Annotated in this window: 14 protein-coding genes; all 14 read right to left on the bottom strand. The window is 46.4% G+C overall.

The genetic code is table 11. From position 1 onward, the window contains the following. Positions 1–5: 5 nt before the first annotated feature. Positions 6–1,325, bottom strand: a complete 1,320-nt coding sequence (gene fliI, locus R8N28_RS18225) for a flagellar protein export ATPase FliI (RefSeq protein WP_033907107.1) — start codon at positions 1,323–1,325, stop codon at positions 6–8. Between the two features lie 3 nt (positions 1,326–1,328). Beyond that, positions 1,329–2,129: a flagellar assembly protein FliH gene (gene fliH / locus R8N28_RS18220; RefSeq protein WP_005380472.1), complete on the bottom strand. Its 801-nt coding sequence runs from the start codon at positions 2,127–2,129 to the stop codon at positions 1,329–1,331. Between the two features lie 71 nt (positions 2,130–2,200). Further along, a complete protein-coding gene (fliG, locus tag R8N28_RS18215) occupies positions 2,201–3,256 on the bottom strand; it encodes a flagellar motor switch protein FliG (protein WP_005380470.1) in 1,056 nt (351 codons plus the stop codon). Further along, on the bottom strand, positions 3,249–4,991 hold the full coding sequence (fliF, locus tag R8N28_RS18210) for a flagellar basal-body MS-ring/collar protein FliF (RefSeq protein ID WP_005380462.1): 1,743 nt from the start codon (positions 4,989–4,991) through the stop codon (positions 3,249–3,251). The genes fliG and fliF overlap by 8 nt, the downstream gene beginning before the upstream one ends. 14 nt (positions 4,992–5,005) lie before the next feature. Further along, positions 5,006–5,317, bottom strand: coding sequence for a flagellar hook-basal body complex protein FliE (gene fliE, locus R8N28_RS18205; protein ID WP_005384482.1), 312 nt, complete (start codon positions 5,315–5,317; stop codon positions 5,006–5,008). 122 nt (positions 5,318–5,439) lie between these two features. Beyond that, positions 5,440–6,849 carry a sigma-54-dependent transcriptional regulator gene (locus R8N28_RS18200; RefSeq protein WP_005394318.1) on the bottom strand — a complete coding sequence of 470 codons (1,410 nt, stop codon included), beginning with the start codon at positions 6,847–6,849 and terminating at the stop codon, positions 5,440–5,442. Between the two features lie 36 nt (positions 6,850–6,885). Beyond that, positions 6,886–7,917, bottom strand: coding sequence for a sensor histidine kinase (locus R8N28_RS18195; protein ID WP_005380459.1), 1,032 nt, complete (start codon positions 7,915–7,917; stop codon positions 6,886–6,888). Between the two features lie 199 nt (positions 7,918–8,116). Continuing rightward, positions 8,117–9,583, bottom strand: coding sequence for a sigma-54 dependent transcriptional regulator (locus tag R8N28_RS18190; protein ID WP_053304424.1), 1,467 nt, complete (start codon positions 9,581–9,583; stop codon positions 8,117–8,119). Positions 9,584–9,870: 287 nt separating this feature from the next. Then, entirely contained in the window at positions 9,871–10,281 is a 411-nt protein-coding gene (fliS, locus tag R8N28_RS18185) for a flagellar export chaperone FliS (protein ID WP_005380457.1), read from the bottom strand. A 12-nt stretch (positions 10,282–10,293) separates the two neighbouring features. Continuing rightward, positions 10,294–10,599 (bottom strand): flagellar protein FliT, encoded by a 306-nt coding sequence (locus R8N28_RS18180; RefSeq protein ID WP_005380456.1) that lies wholly within the window; start codon positions 10,597–10,599, stop codon positions 10,294–10,296. Between the two features lie 3 nt (positions 10,600–10,602). Continuing rightward, positions 10,603–12,597, bottom strand: coding sequence for a flagellar filament capping protein FliD (gene fliD / locus R8N28_RS18175; RefSeq protein WP_065274750.1), 1,995 nt, complete (start codon positions 12,595–12,597; stop codon positions 10,603–10,605). Positions 12,598–12,618: 21 nt separating this feature from the next. Continuing rightward, a complete protein-coding gene (gene flaG / locus R8N28_RS18170) occupies positions 12,619–13,053 on the bottom strand; it encodes a flagellar protein FlaG (protein WP_005380451.1) in 435 nt (144 codons plus the stop codon). 92 nt (positions 13,054–13,145) lie between these two features. After that, positions 13,146–14,276 carry a flagellin gene (locus tag R8N28_RS18165; RefSeq protein WP_005380449.1) on the bottom strand — a complete coding sequence of 377 codons (1,131 nt, stop codon included), beginning with the start codon at positions 14,274–14,276 and terminating at the stop codon, positions 13,146–13,148. Between the two features lie 288 nt (positions 14,277–14,564). Further along, the coding region (locus R8N28_RS18160) for a flagellin (RefSeq protein WP_254845721.1) at positions 14,565–14,726 on the bottom strand (162 nt) is incomplete at its 5' end.

Raw genomic sequence — 14,726 nt, 5'->3', positions numbered from 1 at the left:
CGCTATCACCCGCCCAAAATGTTTCTAAGCATATTGACGCACATATCGTATGGCACCGATTCTTTCATGCTCTGCTGCAAGTATTCGTCTAACTTCGGTTTCAAAGTAAATGCGCCATCAATAGCAGGATCGGTACCCGGTTTGTACGCTCCAATCGAGACCAAATCTTGATTCTTGCGACAAATAGACAAGACCTGTCGCACCGCTTTTGACATCAGAACGTGCTCTTCGGTCGTGATTTGCGGCATAACACGGCTCACCGACTTCTCGACATCAATCGCCGGATAATGGCCTGCATCCGCCATTTCACGAGAAAGTACAATATGGCCATCAAGAATGGCTCGCGATGCGTCCGCTATCGGATCTTGCAAATCATCCCCTTCGGTCAACACGGTAAAGAACGCCGTAATCGAGCCTTGTTCGGCACTTCCATTACCCGCTCGCTCAACCAGCGCTGGCAGCTTGGCAAATACAGAAGGCGGGTAGCCTTTCGTCGCTGGCGGCTCACCAACAGAAAGTGCGATTTCACGCTGTGCTTGTGCAAAACGAGTCAACGAGTCCATCAATAGCAGAACATCTAACCCTTGGTCCCGGAAGTATTCAGCAATCGTTAATGCCGTTTGGCACCCCTTTAAGCGCATTAGAGGTGAAGCATCGGCAGGCGCCGCGACCACCACTGAGCGGCGACGACCGTCCTCACCCAAGATCTCTTCGATGAACTCTTTAACTTCACGTCCACGCTCACCTATCAGGCCGACGACCACAACCTGTGCGGTGGTGCCTCGCGTCATCATGCCAAGCGTGACCGATTTACCCACACCAGAACCTGCAAACAGACCGATACGCTGACCTTTACCAACCGTCAACAAACCATTGATGGCTTTTAGGCCAACATCGAGCGGTTCAGAAATTGGCTTTCGAGCCAACGGGTTGATTGGTTCGGCATTAAAAGAGGCACGGTGATCGGTATACAAAGGGCCAAGTCCATCAAGTGGATTCCCAACCCCGTCTATCACGCGCCCAAGTAACTCCATGCCGACAGGCAAACCAGCGTCACTGGTTAAAGGGGTGACTCTCGCGCCAGGTAAAATGCCCGTAATTTGTTCGCTTGGCATTAAAAATAGGTTGTCACCTGAAAAGCCGACAACCTCGGCTTCCATCTGACCTGACATGGTTTCCACTAAGCATAAACTGCCAATTGGTGCGCGACAGCCGGTCGCTTCCAACGTTAACCCAACCACACGCACCAGTTTGCCAGAGGCGACAGGACGCGTCGTAATGCCTTCAACTTTGTAGCTTTTTAAGCGGTCAGAGAGTGCTTGCATGGATTACTCGCCCTCTTGATGACGGTTTGCGCCACAAAAGCTGTGCAATACGCTTTTGACGCGTTCTTCCATGCGATAATTAATGCTTGATTCACCGGCTTCAATCTGGACGTCACCTCGATTGAGCGATGGCTCAGCAACTAACGTCCAGTTGCGACAATCAAGGTCTTCTTCACCATAAGCTGAACGAATAATAGCGACATCTTCTGGATTCAGGTGCAAGGTAATAGGGTGGCCTGATATTGGTAGCGCCTCGACCGACTGCTTCACTGTATCTAAAATAATTTGAGGGTTGGTTTGTACTTCAACGTGCACCACTTCTTTGACTAAGCAGAGCACCATATCCACCAGCTGCTTTTCAACCTGAGCATTCATCAACTCCAAAGGTTGAGCAAACTGATTGGCCAAGTTCATAAAAGTTTCAACTTGCTGCTGAATGTATTCTTGCCCTGCAGTTACCCCTTCAGCTTTTCCGAGCTCGAGACCTTCAGCATGGCCGGCTTGCAACCCTTCTTCTTTACCTTTGTCGTAACCTTGCTTAAAGCCAGCTTCCTGACCTTGATGTAAGCCTTCTTGATAAGCACCTTGCTTAATCAGTTCAATTTGCTCTTCGGTTAGCGCAAGTGGCTGCTCTTCTTCAGGCTCATCAAAATTCGGCACCCATCCCGGGTCATAGTTGAACGCGGTTTGTTTTGCTTGTTTGGCTTTAGGCTCGCCATAATCAGGCAGCCCCCAACGTTGAGGTTCGATCATCGAATCATCTTCATCAGGACGGATAAATCCACGTTTTCTATCGCCAGCCATGGGTTACCTATTGTGTGTTCGATTAAGAAGTGAGGGTGCTCCGCAATAGGATAATTGCGAAGCAATAGAAATTATAAGAATTCGTCAGCACCGCCAGACAACATGAGCTCACCAGCATCCGCCATTCGACGGGCAATTGCTAAGATTTCTTTCTGAGCGGCTTCTACATCTGCCACTCGTACTGGCGGCATCGCTTCTATGTCATCACGCATCATATCAGCAGCACGTTTAGACATGTTCTTGAAGACTTTCTCACGTAACGAGTCATCTGCACCTTTGAGTGCTTTTTGCAACACGTCTTGTGGTACGTCACGCAGCAACTTCTGAATACCTTGGTCGTCCACCTCGACTAAGTTTTCGAAGACAAACATTAGGTCTTGGATTTGCGTCGCCATGTCTTCGTCCTGATCGCGAATTTGTTCCATCAACAAACCTTCGACGTTGTTGTCTAGGTAGTTCATGATCTCCGCTGCTGCTTTCAGGCCGCCAATTTTGGCTGCTTGTGCACCCGCTTGACCCGCGAACTGTTTCTCCATGATTTCGTTCAGCTCTGCCAATGCTGATGGCTGAACTTCTTCAAGGTTGGCAATACGCATCATCAGATCCAAACGCACGCGCTCAGGGAACTGAGACAAAATCTCTGCAGATTGGTCTGCTTCTAAATAAGACAATACGATAGTTTGAATCTGTGGGTGTTCATTGACAATAATGCTCGCCACTTGGCGTGGGTCCATCCATTTCAAAGAATCCAAGCCTTTTGAGCCCGTACCAAGTAGGATCTGGTCAACTAAGTTGTTGGCTTTGTCTTCACCAAGAGCGGCAACCAGTGCATTACGCATAAAGTCTTCACTGCCCATACCAATGTTGGTGTATTTCTGGATATCCTCCAAAAACGCACGATGAACAGCAGATACCTTGTCTTGGCTGAGATCCTTCGCGCGAGCCATCGCACTACCAACACGCTGAACCTGTTTTGGTTCTAGGTGACGGATAATACCAGCTGCATCTTGTTCATTAAGGCTCAGTAGCAAAATTGCCGCTTTTTCTTCGCCAGTAATGGTTGAAACATCCAGCTCTACTGGCATTCCCGCGGCGTTGTCATCTTGAGGTACGATATCGTTAGCCATTGTCATTCATCCAGTTTTTCACTACTTGAGCAGCCAGTTCAGGTTCATTCGCAACCAGAGCGCGAACCGCTTTCAATACATCTTCATCTTTATGAAGGTTTGGCAAATCAATACTTGAGCCAAACTCGAACAGTTCGCTGCTTTCGATGTCACTGCCAATCAAGCTAGTTTCACCATCCGCACCAATCGGCAAGCCGTCTGGTCCGTACATTTCGTCTTCATCATCGCTGGTAGGGTTAAGCAATTTCTTCATTGCTGGGCGAACCAGAACCAACACAACCACAATAATCACTAATGCACTTGCGAACCAACGAACCCAATCACTGAAGTTAGGGTGCTCCCAAATTGGTGGTTCTTCTAGCTGCTCAGCCTCTGGCTCAGCAAACTTTACACTCAATACATTCAGTAAATCGCCACGACCTTGATCAAAGCCAACGGTACCAATTAATACTTGGCGAATGGCATTGATTTCAGATTCGGACATTGGGGTATAAGTCACTTCACCCGTATCAGGGTTAACTTGACGACGGTCTTTAATCGCAACAGAAACGGTCTGACGAGCCACCGTCCCGGTCTGCTTTCGCTCGTGGCTGATGGTGGTATCTAGCTCAAAGTTACGCGTGGACTCTTTACGAACTGACCCCTGCCCCATGACAGAACCATCTTTCATTTGAGCCACATCTTGCGGAATAGAGGCATCCGCTGGAGGCTGATTACTCAACGCACCCGGAATACCCGCTACCATGTTACCGTTATTGTAATCTTCGAGTGCGTACTCACTGCGGGTCGCAGGGGTGTTCGGATCAAAGCGTTTGCGAGTTTGTTCAACCGCACTGAAATCCATTTGGATATCAACCTGCGCCGTATAGTTGCCATAACCTAAAATCGGTAATAGTACGGAATCAATTTTTTCGCGCAGCGCTTGCTCTTGGCTGCGTTCTAATTCTTGTTCTTTGCGTCGCGCCGCAGAAGCGGGATCTTGGGAGCCTGAGCTGAGTAAGCGGCCATGCTGATCTGTGACGGTAATTCGAGAAGTTTTCATTCCCGGCACGGCACTCGCTACCATGTCGACAATAGAATCCACTTCTTGCTGCTTAAGGTTCGTGCCTGTCGACAATGTCAAAAATACCGACGCAGACGCTTCTTGGTTATGACGCACAAACACGCTGTGCTTTGGCAGTGCCAATAACACTCGTGCTTTGCGAACTTGCTTCATTTCTTCAATTGCTTGAGCCAATTGGCGCTCTCGACTGAGTTTGAGACGCTCTTGCTCGAGACGTTGTGAAACACCAAAACCCATGTCTTGCAGCAAAATATCATCGCCTGCTTCTGTAGCTTGGTTAACGCCGGAACGAACCATGCCAAGTTTGATCGAGTTGTACTCACTCGATTCAACAGAAACAGTATTGCCATCAAGCTTATAATTGATTTTCTGCTGGTCCAGATAATCCAGAACGGGGATCAATTCTTCGGTCTCGTACGCACCAAGTGGGCGCATCTCCGGTTCTTTGACCCAAAAGAACAGCATCACGATCAATGCAACACAGATGGAGATCGACAGCACAAGCACAACCTGACGAAGTAAATCGAGGTCGCCCACTGCCATATCGAATTTTGACGCACTGCGCTCCTCTAGATCTGGATTTTGACTCTCCACATCCACATCGGAACTTGCTACCAGTGCACCATCTGAGCCGCCTTCAGTGACGGTTAAATCTGTAGACTTGTCTGCCACACTTATTACCTAAATTACACTGGCATGTTCATGAGGTCTTTATATGCCTCAACGAGTTTATTGCGAATTTGAACCGTCGCATCAAAAGCGACACTAGACTTGTTACGAGCGATCATAACGTCAGAAAGGGATACATCGGCATCACCACGATCAAAACGGGTTTGTAAATCACCAGATGCTTTTTGAAGTGTGTTCACGTTATTGATGGCTTTAGTTAGGAGATCGTTAAAATCTGCTCCAACTTTCGCCCCACTTGCAGTAGGAGCCGTATTGGTTGCTTCTACCATCATGGCGCGCATTTCTGCCTGAATACCATCAATTTTCATTAGCACCTCTAAGCCAAAAGATTGACTATTAACAAAACTGATTATTGACACAGCAATTAACGTGCCATAAGACATTAGTAATCAATTTACTTACACTTTTTGTCTTATGGCCGTTGTCTGTGTTAATTCGGGATATCTATACCAGCATCACGCATTTTGGCAAGCTTATAGCGCAAGGTTCGAGGGCTTATACCCAGTTTCTCCGCCATTTCTTTGCGTCGACCATTACACTCAACCAAAGTCTCCAAAATAATGGCGTATTCTTGATCGCGCAGCTCGCTGCCTAAGCCTTCTCCACCAGTTACTGGGCGGCTGACACTCTCAGCTTGAGCAACTGGCTTAACATTGGGCACGACCATATCTGCATTTTGCACCACGTGTTGCAAGCTATTGGCATCTTGCCAATCTACGCCCTCAAGCAAAATGTGCTCTGCATCGATGTCGCCATTTTCACTTAATATCAGCGCTCGTTGAACCACGTTATCCAATTCACGAACATTGCCCGGCCAAGGGTATTGCAATAGTTTTTCTAACGCAACGGTCGAGAATTGAGGCACTGGCATGCCCATTTTGCTGCAATGACGCTCAGCAAGATGCTTGGCAAGCGGTGCAATATCGCCTTTACGTTCTTTAAGTGCAGGCCACGCAATTGGGAATACATTCAGGCGGTAATATAAGTCCTCTCTGAAGTTTCCTTCTGACACGTATTGCTTAAGATCACGGTTACTCGTCGCTAACACACGAACATCTAACTTGATGCTTTTGCGACTGCCAAGGCGCTCTACTTCTCGCTCTTGCAAAACACGCAACAACTTCGCTTGCAGGTTCAAGTCCATTTCGCTGATTTCATCAAGCAAGATTGTGCCACCTTGCGCTTGTTCAAACTTTCCTGGGCATGCCTGAACAGCACCAGTAAATGCGCCCTTTTCATAGCCAAACAGTGTTGCTTCGAGCATATTGTCAGGAATCGCGGCACAGTTAATTGCGACAAAAGGACCATTTTTACGATTTGACGCGTTGTGAATATAACGCGACATCACTTCTTTACCTGAGCCACTCGGACCTAGCACCATAACATTCGCATCTGTACGCGCCACTTTATCGGCCAACGCGAGTAAGCGCAGACTTTTCTCATCAGCAACGATAGCATCACCGTTGTCATCACTTTTTATCGGTGCATAACGACTGACCATATTTAGCAACACTTCTGGTGCAAATGGTTTCGCCATGTAGTCAATCGCGCCATCTTTCATTGCAGACACGGCATCTTCAATATTGGCGTACGCCGTCATTAGCAATACTGGTAAGTTAGGCCAGTTCTGCTTGATGCTTTTGAGCAGAGCTAAGCCACCCATACCCGCCATTTGCACATCAGAAACGACGATATCAACCGTATTCGATTTCAGCTTTAACAGTGCATCTTCAGCACAGTCCGCTTCCAACCACTCATACCCTGCCAGAGCCAGAGTATCGACTAGGGCTTCACGAAGACCTTCATCGTCTTCTACGATCAGCACTTTGCTTTGCGCCATTATGATTCTCCAGAAATTGTTATTACCAAAAGCCGCTTATTGCGCTTCTGTTTGCACTCGCTCTAGCGGAATGCACATGGTGAAGCAGGCTCCATCACCCTGCTCTGAAATAAGTTCCAATCGACCGTCATGGGCACGGCAAACCATTTGAACAACTGCCAACCCTAATCCAGTTCCTTGAGAACGTGTGGTAAAAAATGGCTCCATGATTTTGGCTTGCAGTTCTTCGGGCACTCCCGGTCCGCTGTCTTGCACAGAAATGCGTAACTCACCATTTACCGGGCGGAAAAAAATATCGACTTGCGATTCTTTACCAGACATTTGAATCGCATTCATGACCAGATTACTTAATGCGGATGCAATGGCGTTCGCATTGCCTAGTAGCTCAGTTTGTTCTTCTTCCACTTCTAGGCAGTAATCAATACTGTTGTTTTTTAGCGCGGTTTCGACCATCGGCTGATATTCCGCTACCAACTGGGCAATCGTGAATGGCTTAATGACTTTATTATCACCACCTTTAGCAAAAAGCAGCATATCATTAACCTGCTTTTCCAAATCGTGCAGTCGATCCATTAATTTGGTTTGGAAGCGATCTTTTGTCGCTGGAGGAAGATTTGGCGCTCCCAAATTGGATGCATATAACATAGCGCTCGACAGCGGCGTTCTTACTTGGTGAGCAAGCGACGCAACCATACGTCCTAACGACGATAAGCGCTGTAAATCACTGACACGAGCTTGAAGTAAACGGGTTTCGGTTAAATCGGTAATCAGGATCAATTGACCTGTTGTAGACGCCGAGATGGCGAGTCGAACTTTACGGCCATTCCGCAGGGAAACTTCATGGCCATCATCTTCACGTGGGTCAAACACCGCCTGGATAACGTTGAACCATTTTTCGTTAACCAGTGGAATCTCAAGAATTCGGTGCGCTTCTGGATTTGCTTCACGCACTACTCCGTACGTATCGAGCAAAATCACTCCAGCAGGCATCACATCGAGCACCTGTTTGTAGCGCTCAACCTGATTCTCTACGGAATCTAAATGGGATTGATTGGTGTTGTTATCCATTACTGCCTGTCGAAATATCGCCGCTAAAACTAAAATAGCTTGGTAAGCAATTAGCGTACCAAGCTATTTTCTATATTTATCAGGACGTTAAGCTATCGACAATAAGTTGACACTCAGAGATAACGGTTTTGGATGCCAGAAAAACGATGTTAACCAGCCCAAGTGATTATTCAGATATCGTCTTAAAACTTCACTTTACCTAGCGCTGTAAGTTGTACTTACGCATTTTTTCCACCAGCGTAGTACGTCGCATACCCAGCATGTCGGCCGCTCTTGCTACAACGCCACCCTGCGCTTCTAATGCTTGGCTGATCATATTAACTTCTAAATCAGCCAGCAGCTCTTTCAAATTAACCCCTTCCGGTGGCAGCGCTTGCGGGGCGTTCATGCTGTGATCAAGGTCGTCTTGATCTTCAAAGCTAAAATCTTCAGAGAAGATATCTTGGAATACATCACGCTCTTGCTCTTCCACCGAAACAAATGGGTTGCTCTCTGGTTGGAACTCTGGGATGTCACTGTAGCGATATTTGGTTGGTAGATGGTTTACATCCACCAAGCTATTTGGATACAGAATAATCATTCGCTCAACAAGATTAGCCAACTCGCGTACGTTGCCCGGCCAGTTATGCTCCATCAGTGAGTTGATTGCACGAGGTGTAAAGCAGATAGGTTGTCCGCCCTCCGCCTCTAAACGTGTCATCAGTTCTTGCAGCAGCAATGGTATATCTTGTTTGCGCTCTTTCAGCGCTGGCATCTCAATTGGAAACACGTTCAGACGATAGAACAAGTCTTCTCGGAACGTACCTTCTTCAATCATATTTTCTAGATTACGGTGTGTCGCCGCCACAACTCGAACATTTACCTTGATGGTACTATTGCCACCTACACGTTCAAAGCAGCGTTCTTGCAATACACGAAGCAACTTTACTTGCATCGACATTGGCATATCGCCAATCTCATCAAGAAAGATCGTGCCACCGTCTGCGAGCTCAAATCGACCTTTACGGGCAGTTAACGCACCAGTAAACGCGCCTTTTTCGTGACCAAATAATTCGCTTTCTAGGAGCTCAGGCGGTATTGCACCACAGTTAATAGGTACAAATGCGCCATCGCGGTATGAAGAGTGATAGTGGATGTTACGCGCAACAACTTCTTTACCTGTACCGGACTCACCTAAGATCAACACGTTTGCTTCCGTGTTTGATACTTGCTCAATCAGGTGTCGAACTTCTTGAATACCTCTACTTTGACCAACTAAGCTGCGAAAAAGCGTGTTTTTGCGTGCACTAGCAACAACATTCACTCCTTTTCGCCCCAGAAAATCTTTGCAGTGGCGTAACGCTTCACTAAGCTGTGGGTAATTAAGCGGCAGCTCTAGTTCACCAACAAAATTTGGAAGATCATCAACAGGCAAAGGAAAACGGCCCATGACTAGAAGAGGGATGTGGTAAGCGCTGTTTAAATGAGAGATAACCGTACTCGCCGCTTGACCTGCTGGAATATTACCAACAATACAGCACGACCATACGCTAGACCAATCAACAACGCTGAGCTGATCAGAACTGACCGCTTCGCAATTTTCTCCAACAAATTCCAATATATTGCTTAAATTTAAACGACTTGATGCGTCATCATCAATTACAAGCAGCTTTGCCAAACCATGCATAAGTAAGAATGATTGCCTTTATTTTAGGTGCGTTGCGGCCAAACCTTGATTTGCGCAATTGGGTGCTAAAGAAGGCAGAACCACCACACTCAATTTACGATAGACAAAATAGGAAAATCAGCAACAAAAAAGCCATTAGGGCTACTAATGGCTTCTATTTTATTTGAATATAAAAATAAGGCAACCAAGCAATGGAGAGGTGTGAGCTTAATAGAAACTTTGCTACACAACTCGTTGCGCAATTGACAAATATATTCGTCTAGTATCTTAACGCATTGTTTTGACTATTAAATACCAACTTCAGCAGCGGTAAGATTATGAAACTCTGTTGGGATTTGGTCCCAAGCGGACTTGATCTCACGGATAATGTCGATAACGTCGTCGATCAGCTGAGGCTCATTTTGATGGTTAGCAGCAGAAATTTGCGTGATCATAAACTCATACAGTGAATCTAAGTTTGAAGCAATATCACCACCGTCATCCATAGATAGACAGCTGCGTAGCGCGATAATGATGTCTAACGCTTTACCTAAGCGCTCACCTTTTGCTGGAATATTGCCTGCTTGCATGGCTGCTTTACCTTGAATAAGGCGCTCAATCGCACCAGCCATAAGCATTTGAATGACTTTGTGCGGAGAAGCCGCGCTAAGCTGGCTGTCGACTGATACCTTTTTGTATGCTTGCAAAGAACCGCGCATAGTAATCCTCTTTTAAATAAATTTTTTGTACTGCTGAAGTGAACGCTGGCCATAACGAAACTTATGGAGCTCTTTTCCGACCTTTGACGTTTCCGATTGCATCAGCTCGACAATTCTTTTGGTACGAGTTAGCAATGCTTGCCACTCTGCATCCTGCTTAACCAAAGGATTTTGATGAATAATTGGTAACAGGTTTTGCAATAACCGTTCCCTGATATCGACCAAGCGAAGAATTTCTTCAGCATTAAAATCAATTTTTTCTAATTCTTGCGTAATTAGTTGATCTATATCACTAATTTCCATGAGTTCTTTTTGCATTTATTAACCCAACGCACTCATCAAAGCGCCTAACTGGCCTTGCATTTTACCGGTCGCATCTTGCATCGCGGTAAACTTCGCATGAGTACGCTTCTCTAGGCTTTCCATGCGGCGATCTAATGCCGCTTGATCGTCACTCAAACGGTAGTTTTGTTCTGTGAGACTTTTTTCTCGAGTACGAATACTGCCTGTAATACCTGTGATACCGTGAATCGCATCTTCTACTCGTTTAGCAAAACCTGTGTTGCCACCGAAGAACTTTTCTAACTCGTTGAAGTTATTGTTCAACTGGCGATCTAGCATGTCATAGTTGATTTCTAGGGTGCCTTGACGTGTGGTCGTAATGCCAAATTCTGTTAAGGACTTTAGGTTTTCAGGCGCCTTATCGATTCGAGTAGAAAAGACCGATTTTAATCGTGAATCTGCACTGCGTACGGTGCTGTCACCTGACAACGGCCCTTTTTGACCAGTTACCGGATCCACACTCGCCAACGCTTGGGAGGTTTGATAAAACGAGTTATACGCTGCCACAAAGTTTTCGATATCGTTGCGTACACTTTGACGGTCGTACTCGACACCAATTTCAGCAGGCGGTTTATTCGGTTCTGATTTGCCTTTTAGTGTTAAATCAACACCTTCGATCGCATCTTCAATCACATTGTTGTGGCTAGATAGCTTTGCCACGCCATCAAGCAGAACTTCTGAATCTTGCCCTGCTTGTACTTCTGTCATTCCAAGGTATTGTTCAAAAGCAGATTGTGCCTTTGCGATTTTCGCTTCTGCTTCATCAATTTTTTCCAGACGCTCACGTTCTTGAGGATCAAGTTTAGCGCGATGAATTTGCTTAGCTTGCGCTTCGGAAAGTTCACCACGTGCCACTTTTTCGTCTAACGCTTGCTTTTCACTCGCAATTTTTTGCTCGATTTCCGCTTTTTCTTGCTCAAGAAGCTGCTTAGCCTCTTTCGTCGTAACGTAAGAATCGGTTAGGGTGCCCGATGCGGCATTATTCCAGCCTGGAACATCTGGTGCCTTCTCTATTGCCTTTTCGTCGAGTTCGAGCTCTGGTTCTTCATAAGAGTCCAACAAAGTACCTGACGCAGTTTCTGTCCACCCTGGAATTCTGTCTTCAGGGCGTAAACTCGCGCGTCGGTTGGCTTCATCAATGGCTTCTTGACCAGCTTTTGCTGCTTCCGCACCCGCCGCAGAGATTAGCGCTTGCGATGCATCATCTTGTACATCGTCTGCCGCTTTTTGCTCTTCTGGAGGTAGAGGATTGCCGTTTGCATCCAGCTCTTCTGCTGGTTGTTCCGGAAATTTAAGAGGACCTAAGACATCTTCCGCCGCTGAACGAGCTTCTTCAAGCACGTTGACGCGGTCTTCAAGTGTTTGGTATTCGAAATATTTAAGAGGGTTGCCTTTTTCTGCCTCCACACTGACTCTGATTTGATGATCCTTACCAGAGAGGTTAGAAGCAAGGATAAGGCGTGGACCTTCGACGTCGTTAATAAGAGATGCACGAACGCCAGGGTTATCTTTAGCGCCATTGATGCCACGTACGACATCGATGAGCTTAGATCGGGAACGAACATCGATATTAAAACGCTCATCACCAAGCGAAATCTGCAGCTTACCAGGGCCAAATTTTGCGTCTTCTGGCAATACGTCAGAAGCGACTTTATGGCTCTGAGCAAGCTGCAACACATCGATAGCATATTTGCCAGCGATAGCATCTGTGGTTGCCGTGGCAGATACGATATTGTCATCGGTCGTTTCGACAGTGCGAACGGCAAATGCTTTCTCCTGACGAAAGTTCGCCATGAGATTTTTCATCGTATCCAATGATTCTCTGAGTCGTCCGTAAGCACTGATACTGGCATTAATTGTCGTGCGTTCGTTGTCGATGCGTTGCTGCTTTGGTACGCGTTCGGCATCCACAATTTTGCTGACCATGGAATTAATATCCATGCCGCCAGACATCCCCAAAGGGCCTAAACTCATCAAATCACCTCTAAAAACGACTTACACTTTTTCAGTCAACAACCCGCTGTTGGCTGTGTGCTCAGCTAGGCGACGCAATACCACTAGCATTTCTTCATCAGGAATTTGACGAATCACGTCACCGGTATTGGCTTCATAAATCGTCACCACATCTCGTCCGGATTCTTCATCCACTCGAAATGCGACTCCTTTGTTTATGGACGTGACAAATTCATTCATTTGCGCGACCAATTTTTCACGTTCTTCTTTGTTCAGTTCTTGACGGCTTTCAGCCATCTCGAGCGCAGCTTGAACAGAGAAGTCGTATTCGGTGTTTTTCGCTTTTTGCGGCGAAATCTCACCATTTGAATTTGCTGGGCTAGACGTGCCTATATCATTGCCATTTTTATTTGCAAACTTTGTGCCATTTGGCGTGCCGTAAGGCTGGATGTTCGATGCGTAGGAGGATATATCCATTACAATCTCCCTTCCACCTTATGGGCTAACGATAGAATCTATCGCTTTGGTGCCCCAGCACTAAGGTGTTGACCTCAGGCTGGGTTTACCACTTAGCCCAACAAGCTTAGCGCTGCAGATGGAGACTGCTTCGCTTGAGCCAGGATTGAAGTACTTGCTTGCTGAAGAATTTGCGACTTAGTCATCGCAGTGGTTTCCTTCGCGTAATCAGTATCTTTAATACGGCTTTTAGACGCGTTAACGTTCTCGTTAATGTTGTCTAGGTTGCTGATTGCGTGGTTGAAGCGGTTTTGGAAAGCACCGAGTGAAGCTCGTTGGCTGTCTACGGACTTAAGAGCACCGTCGATAACCGCTACTGCTTCTTGAGAGCCAGCTACTGTGGTTACGTCGATGTCTTTCACTGTTACGTCTTTCGGGCCACCAAAGCCGATCTCGTCTGCTAGGTTGCCAGAAAACTCAACATCACCTTCAACTTTTTGAGAAGAAGCAAATACTTGTAGTTTGCCATCTTCGCCAACAGAGGCTTTTACATCATCGTTTTGACCGTTGATGTATGTCGCTAGCTGCTCAATATCATCGCCTTGCTTAGCGCTGATTGATAGCTCTTTCTCTTCACCCTGCTTGTTGGTGTAGCTCATTTTGAACTCTGTTTTCTCACCAACAGTCCAAGATGCGTCTTTACCCTCTTCTGCTGCGTAGCTCTTACCACCCATTGCTGAAGTGTCTGAGCGTAGGTTACCCATAGAAAGCATCACGGCTTCACCTGAGTCCGCACCGATTTGGAAAGATTGAGTACCGTAAGTACCGTTTAGAAGCTTGTTACCACCGAAAGAGGTAGTTTCAGCAATACGGTTTAGCTCGTCGTTTAGCGCTGTTACTTCTTCTTGGATCGCTACACGTTCTGCTTTTGAGTTAGAGCCGTTCGCCGATTGAAGCGAAAGATCACGCATACGTTGTAGGATGTTGGTAGATTCATTCATTGCACCTTCAGCAACCTGTGCAATAGAAATACCGTCGTTTGCGTTTTTCACTGCCATATCTAGGCCACGGCTTTGTGCATTCAAACGGTTTGAAATCTGTAGACCTGCAGCATCGTCTTTCGCGCTATTGATTTTATAACCCGAAGACAAACGCTCCATTGATTTTTGTTGACCGTCAGCTGCCTGGTTTAGGTAACGCTGTGCAGTCATCGCAGAAACGTTAGTATTAACGTTAATCGCCATAATTGATCTCCTTAAGGCTTTAGTGAATGTACCGTCGTGTCTCTCACCTCACTTAGGTACATCTCATTTCTCTCAGTCCCTTTAACGGCGACCGATGAATATCCTTTAGAAGAAATTTTCAATTTTTTGCGATTATTTTCTTTGGCTTACTGAAATGTGATGAAGCTCTAATGTCGTGATTCGCAGAAATCCTGGGGGCCCAAAAGACAGAAAAAAACCCAGCCGAAGCTGGGTTTACTCGCTCATCTCTCACCACGAGCCAATGAGGTTCTCGTCTTAGGTTTGAAATTAACCTAGCAGACTTAGCGCTGAGTTTGGCGCTTGTTTCGCTTGCGCAAGGATTGAGCTTGACGCTTGCGATAAAATTTGTGACTTGGTCATTGCCGTCGTTTCTTTCGCGAAATCTGTATCTTTGATACGGCTCTTCGACGCATTCACGTTCTCGTTAAT

This window comes from Vibrio sp. Vb1554, from assembly GCF_033344235.1.
This window is presented reverse-complemented; position numbering and strand designations above follow the sequence as displayed.

Coding starts and splice junctions, on each gene's coding strand:
- R8N28_RS18190 (WP_053304424.1), bottom strand. CDS start 9,583: ATGCATGGTTTGGCAAAGCTGCTTGTAATTGATGATGACGCATCAAGT.
- fliD (WP_065274750.1), bottom strand. CDS start 12,597: ATGAGTTTAGGCCCTTTGGGGATGTCTGGCGGCATGGATATTAATTCC.
- fliH (WP_005380472.1), bottom strand. CDS start 2,129: ATGGCTGGCGATAGAAAACGTGGATTTATCCGTCCTGATGAAGATGAT.
- fliS (WP_005380457.1), bottom strand. CDS start 10,281: ATGCGCGGTTCTTTGCAAGCATACAAAAAGGTATCAGTCGACAGCCAG.
- fliE (WP_005384482.1), bottom strand. CDS start 5,317: ATGAAAATTGATGGTATTCAGGCAGAAATGCGCGCCATGATGGTAGAA.
- fliI (WP_033907107.1), bottom strand. CDS start 1,325: ATGCAAGCACTCTCTGACCGCTTAAAAAGCTACAAAGTTGAAGGCATT.
- R8N28_RS18165 (WP_005380449.1), bottom strand. CDS start 14,276: ATGGCGATTAACGTTAATACTAACGTTTCTGCGATGACTGCACAGCGT.
- fliG (WP_005380470.1), bottom strand. CDS start 3,256: ATGGCTAACGATATCGTACCTCAAGATGACAACGCCGCGGGAATGCCA.
- R8N28_RS18200 (WP_005394318.1), bottom strand. CDS start 6,849: ATGGCGCAAAGCAAAGTGCTGATCGTAGAAGACGATGAAGGTCTTCGT.
- R8N28_RS18180 (WP_005380456.1), bottom strand. CDS start 10,599: ATGCAAAAAGAACTCATGGAAATTAGTGATATAGATCAACTAATTACG.
- flaG (WP_005380451.1), bottom strand. CDS start 13,053: ATGGATATATCCTCCTACGCATCGAACATCCAGCCTTACGGCACGCCA.
- R8N28_RS18195 (WP_005380459.1), bottom strand. CDS start 7,917: ATGGATAACAACACCAATCAATCCCATTTAGATTCCGTAGAGAATCAG.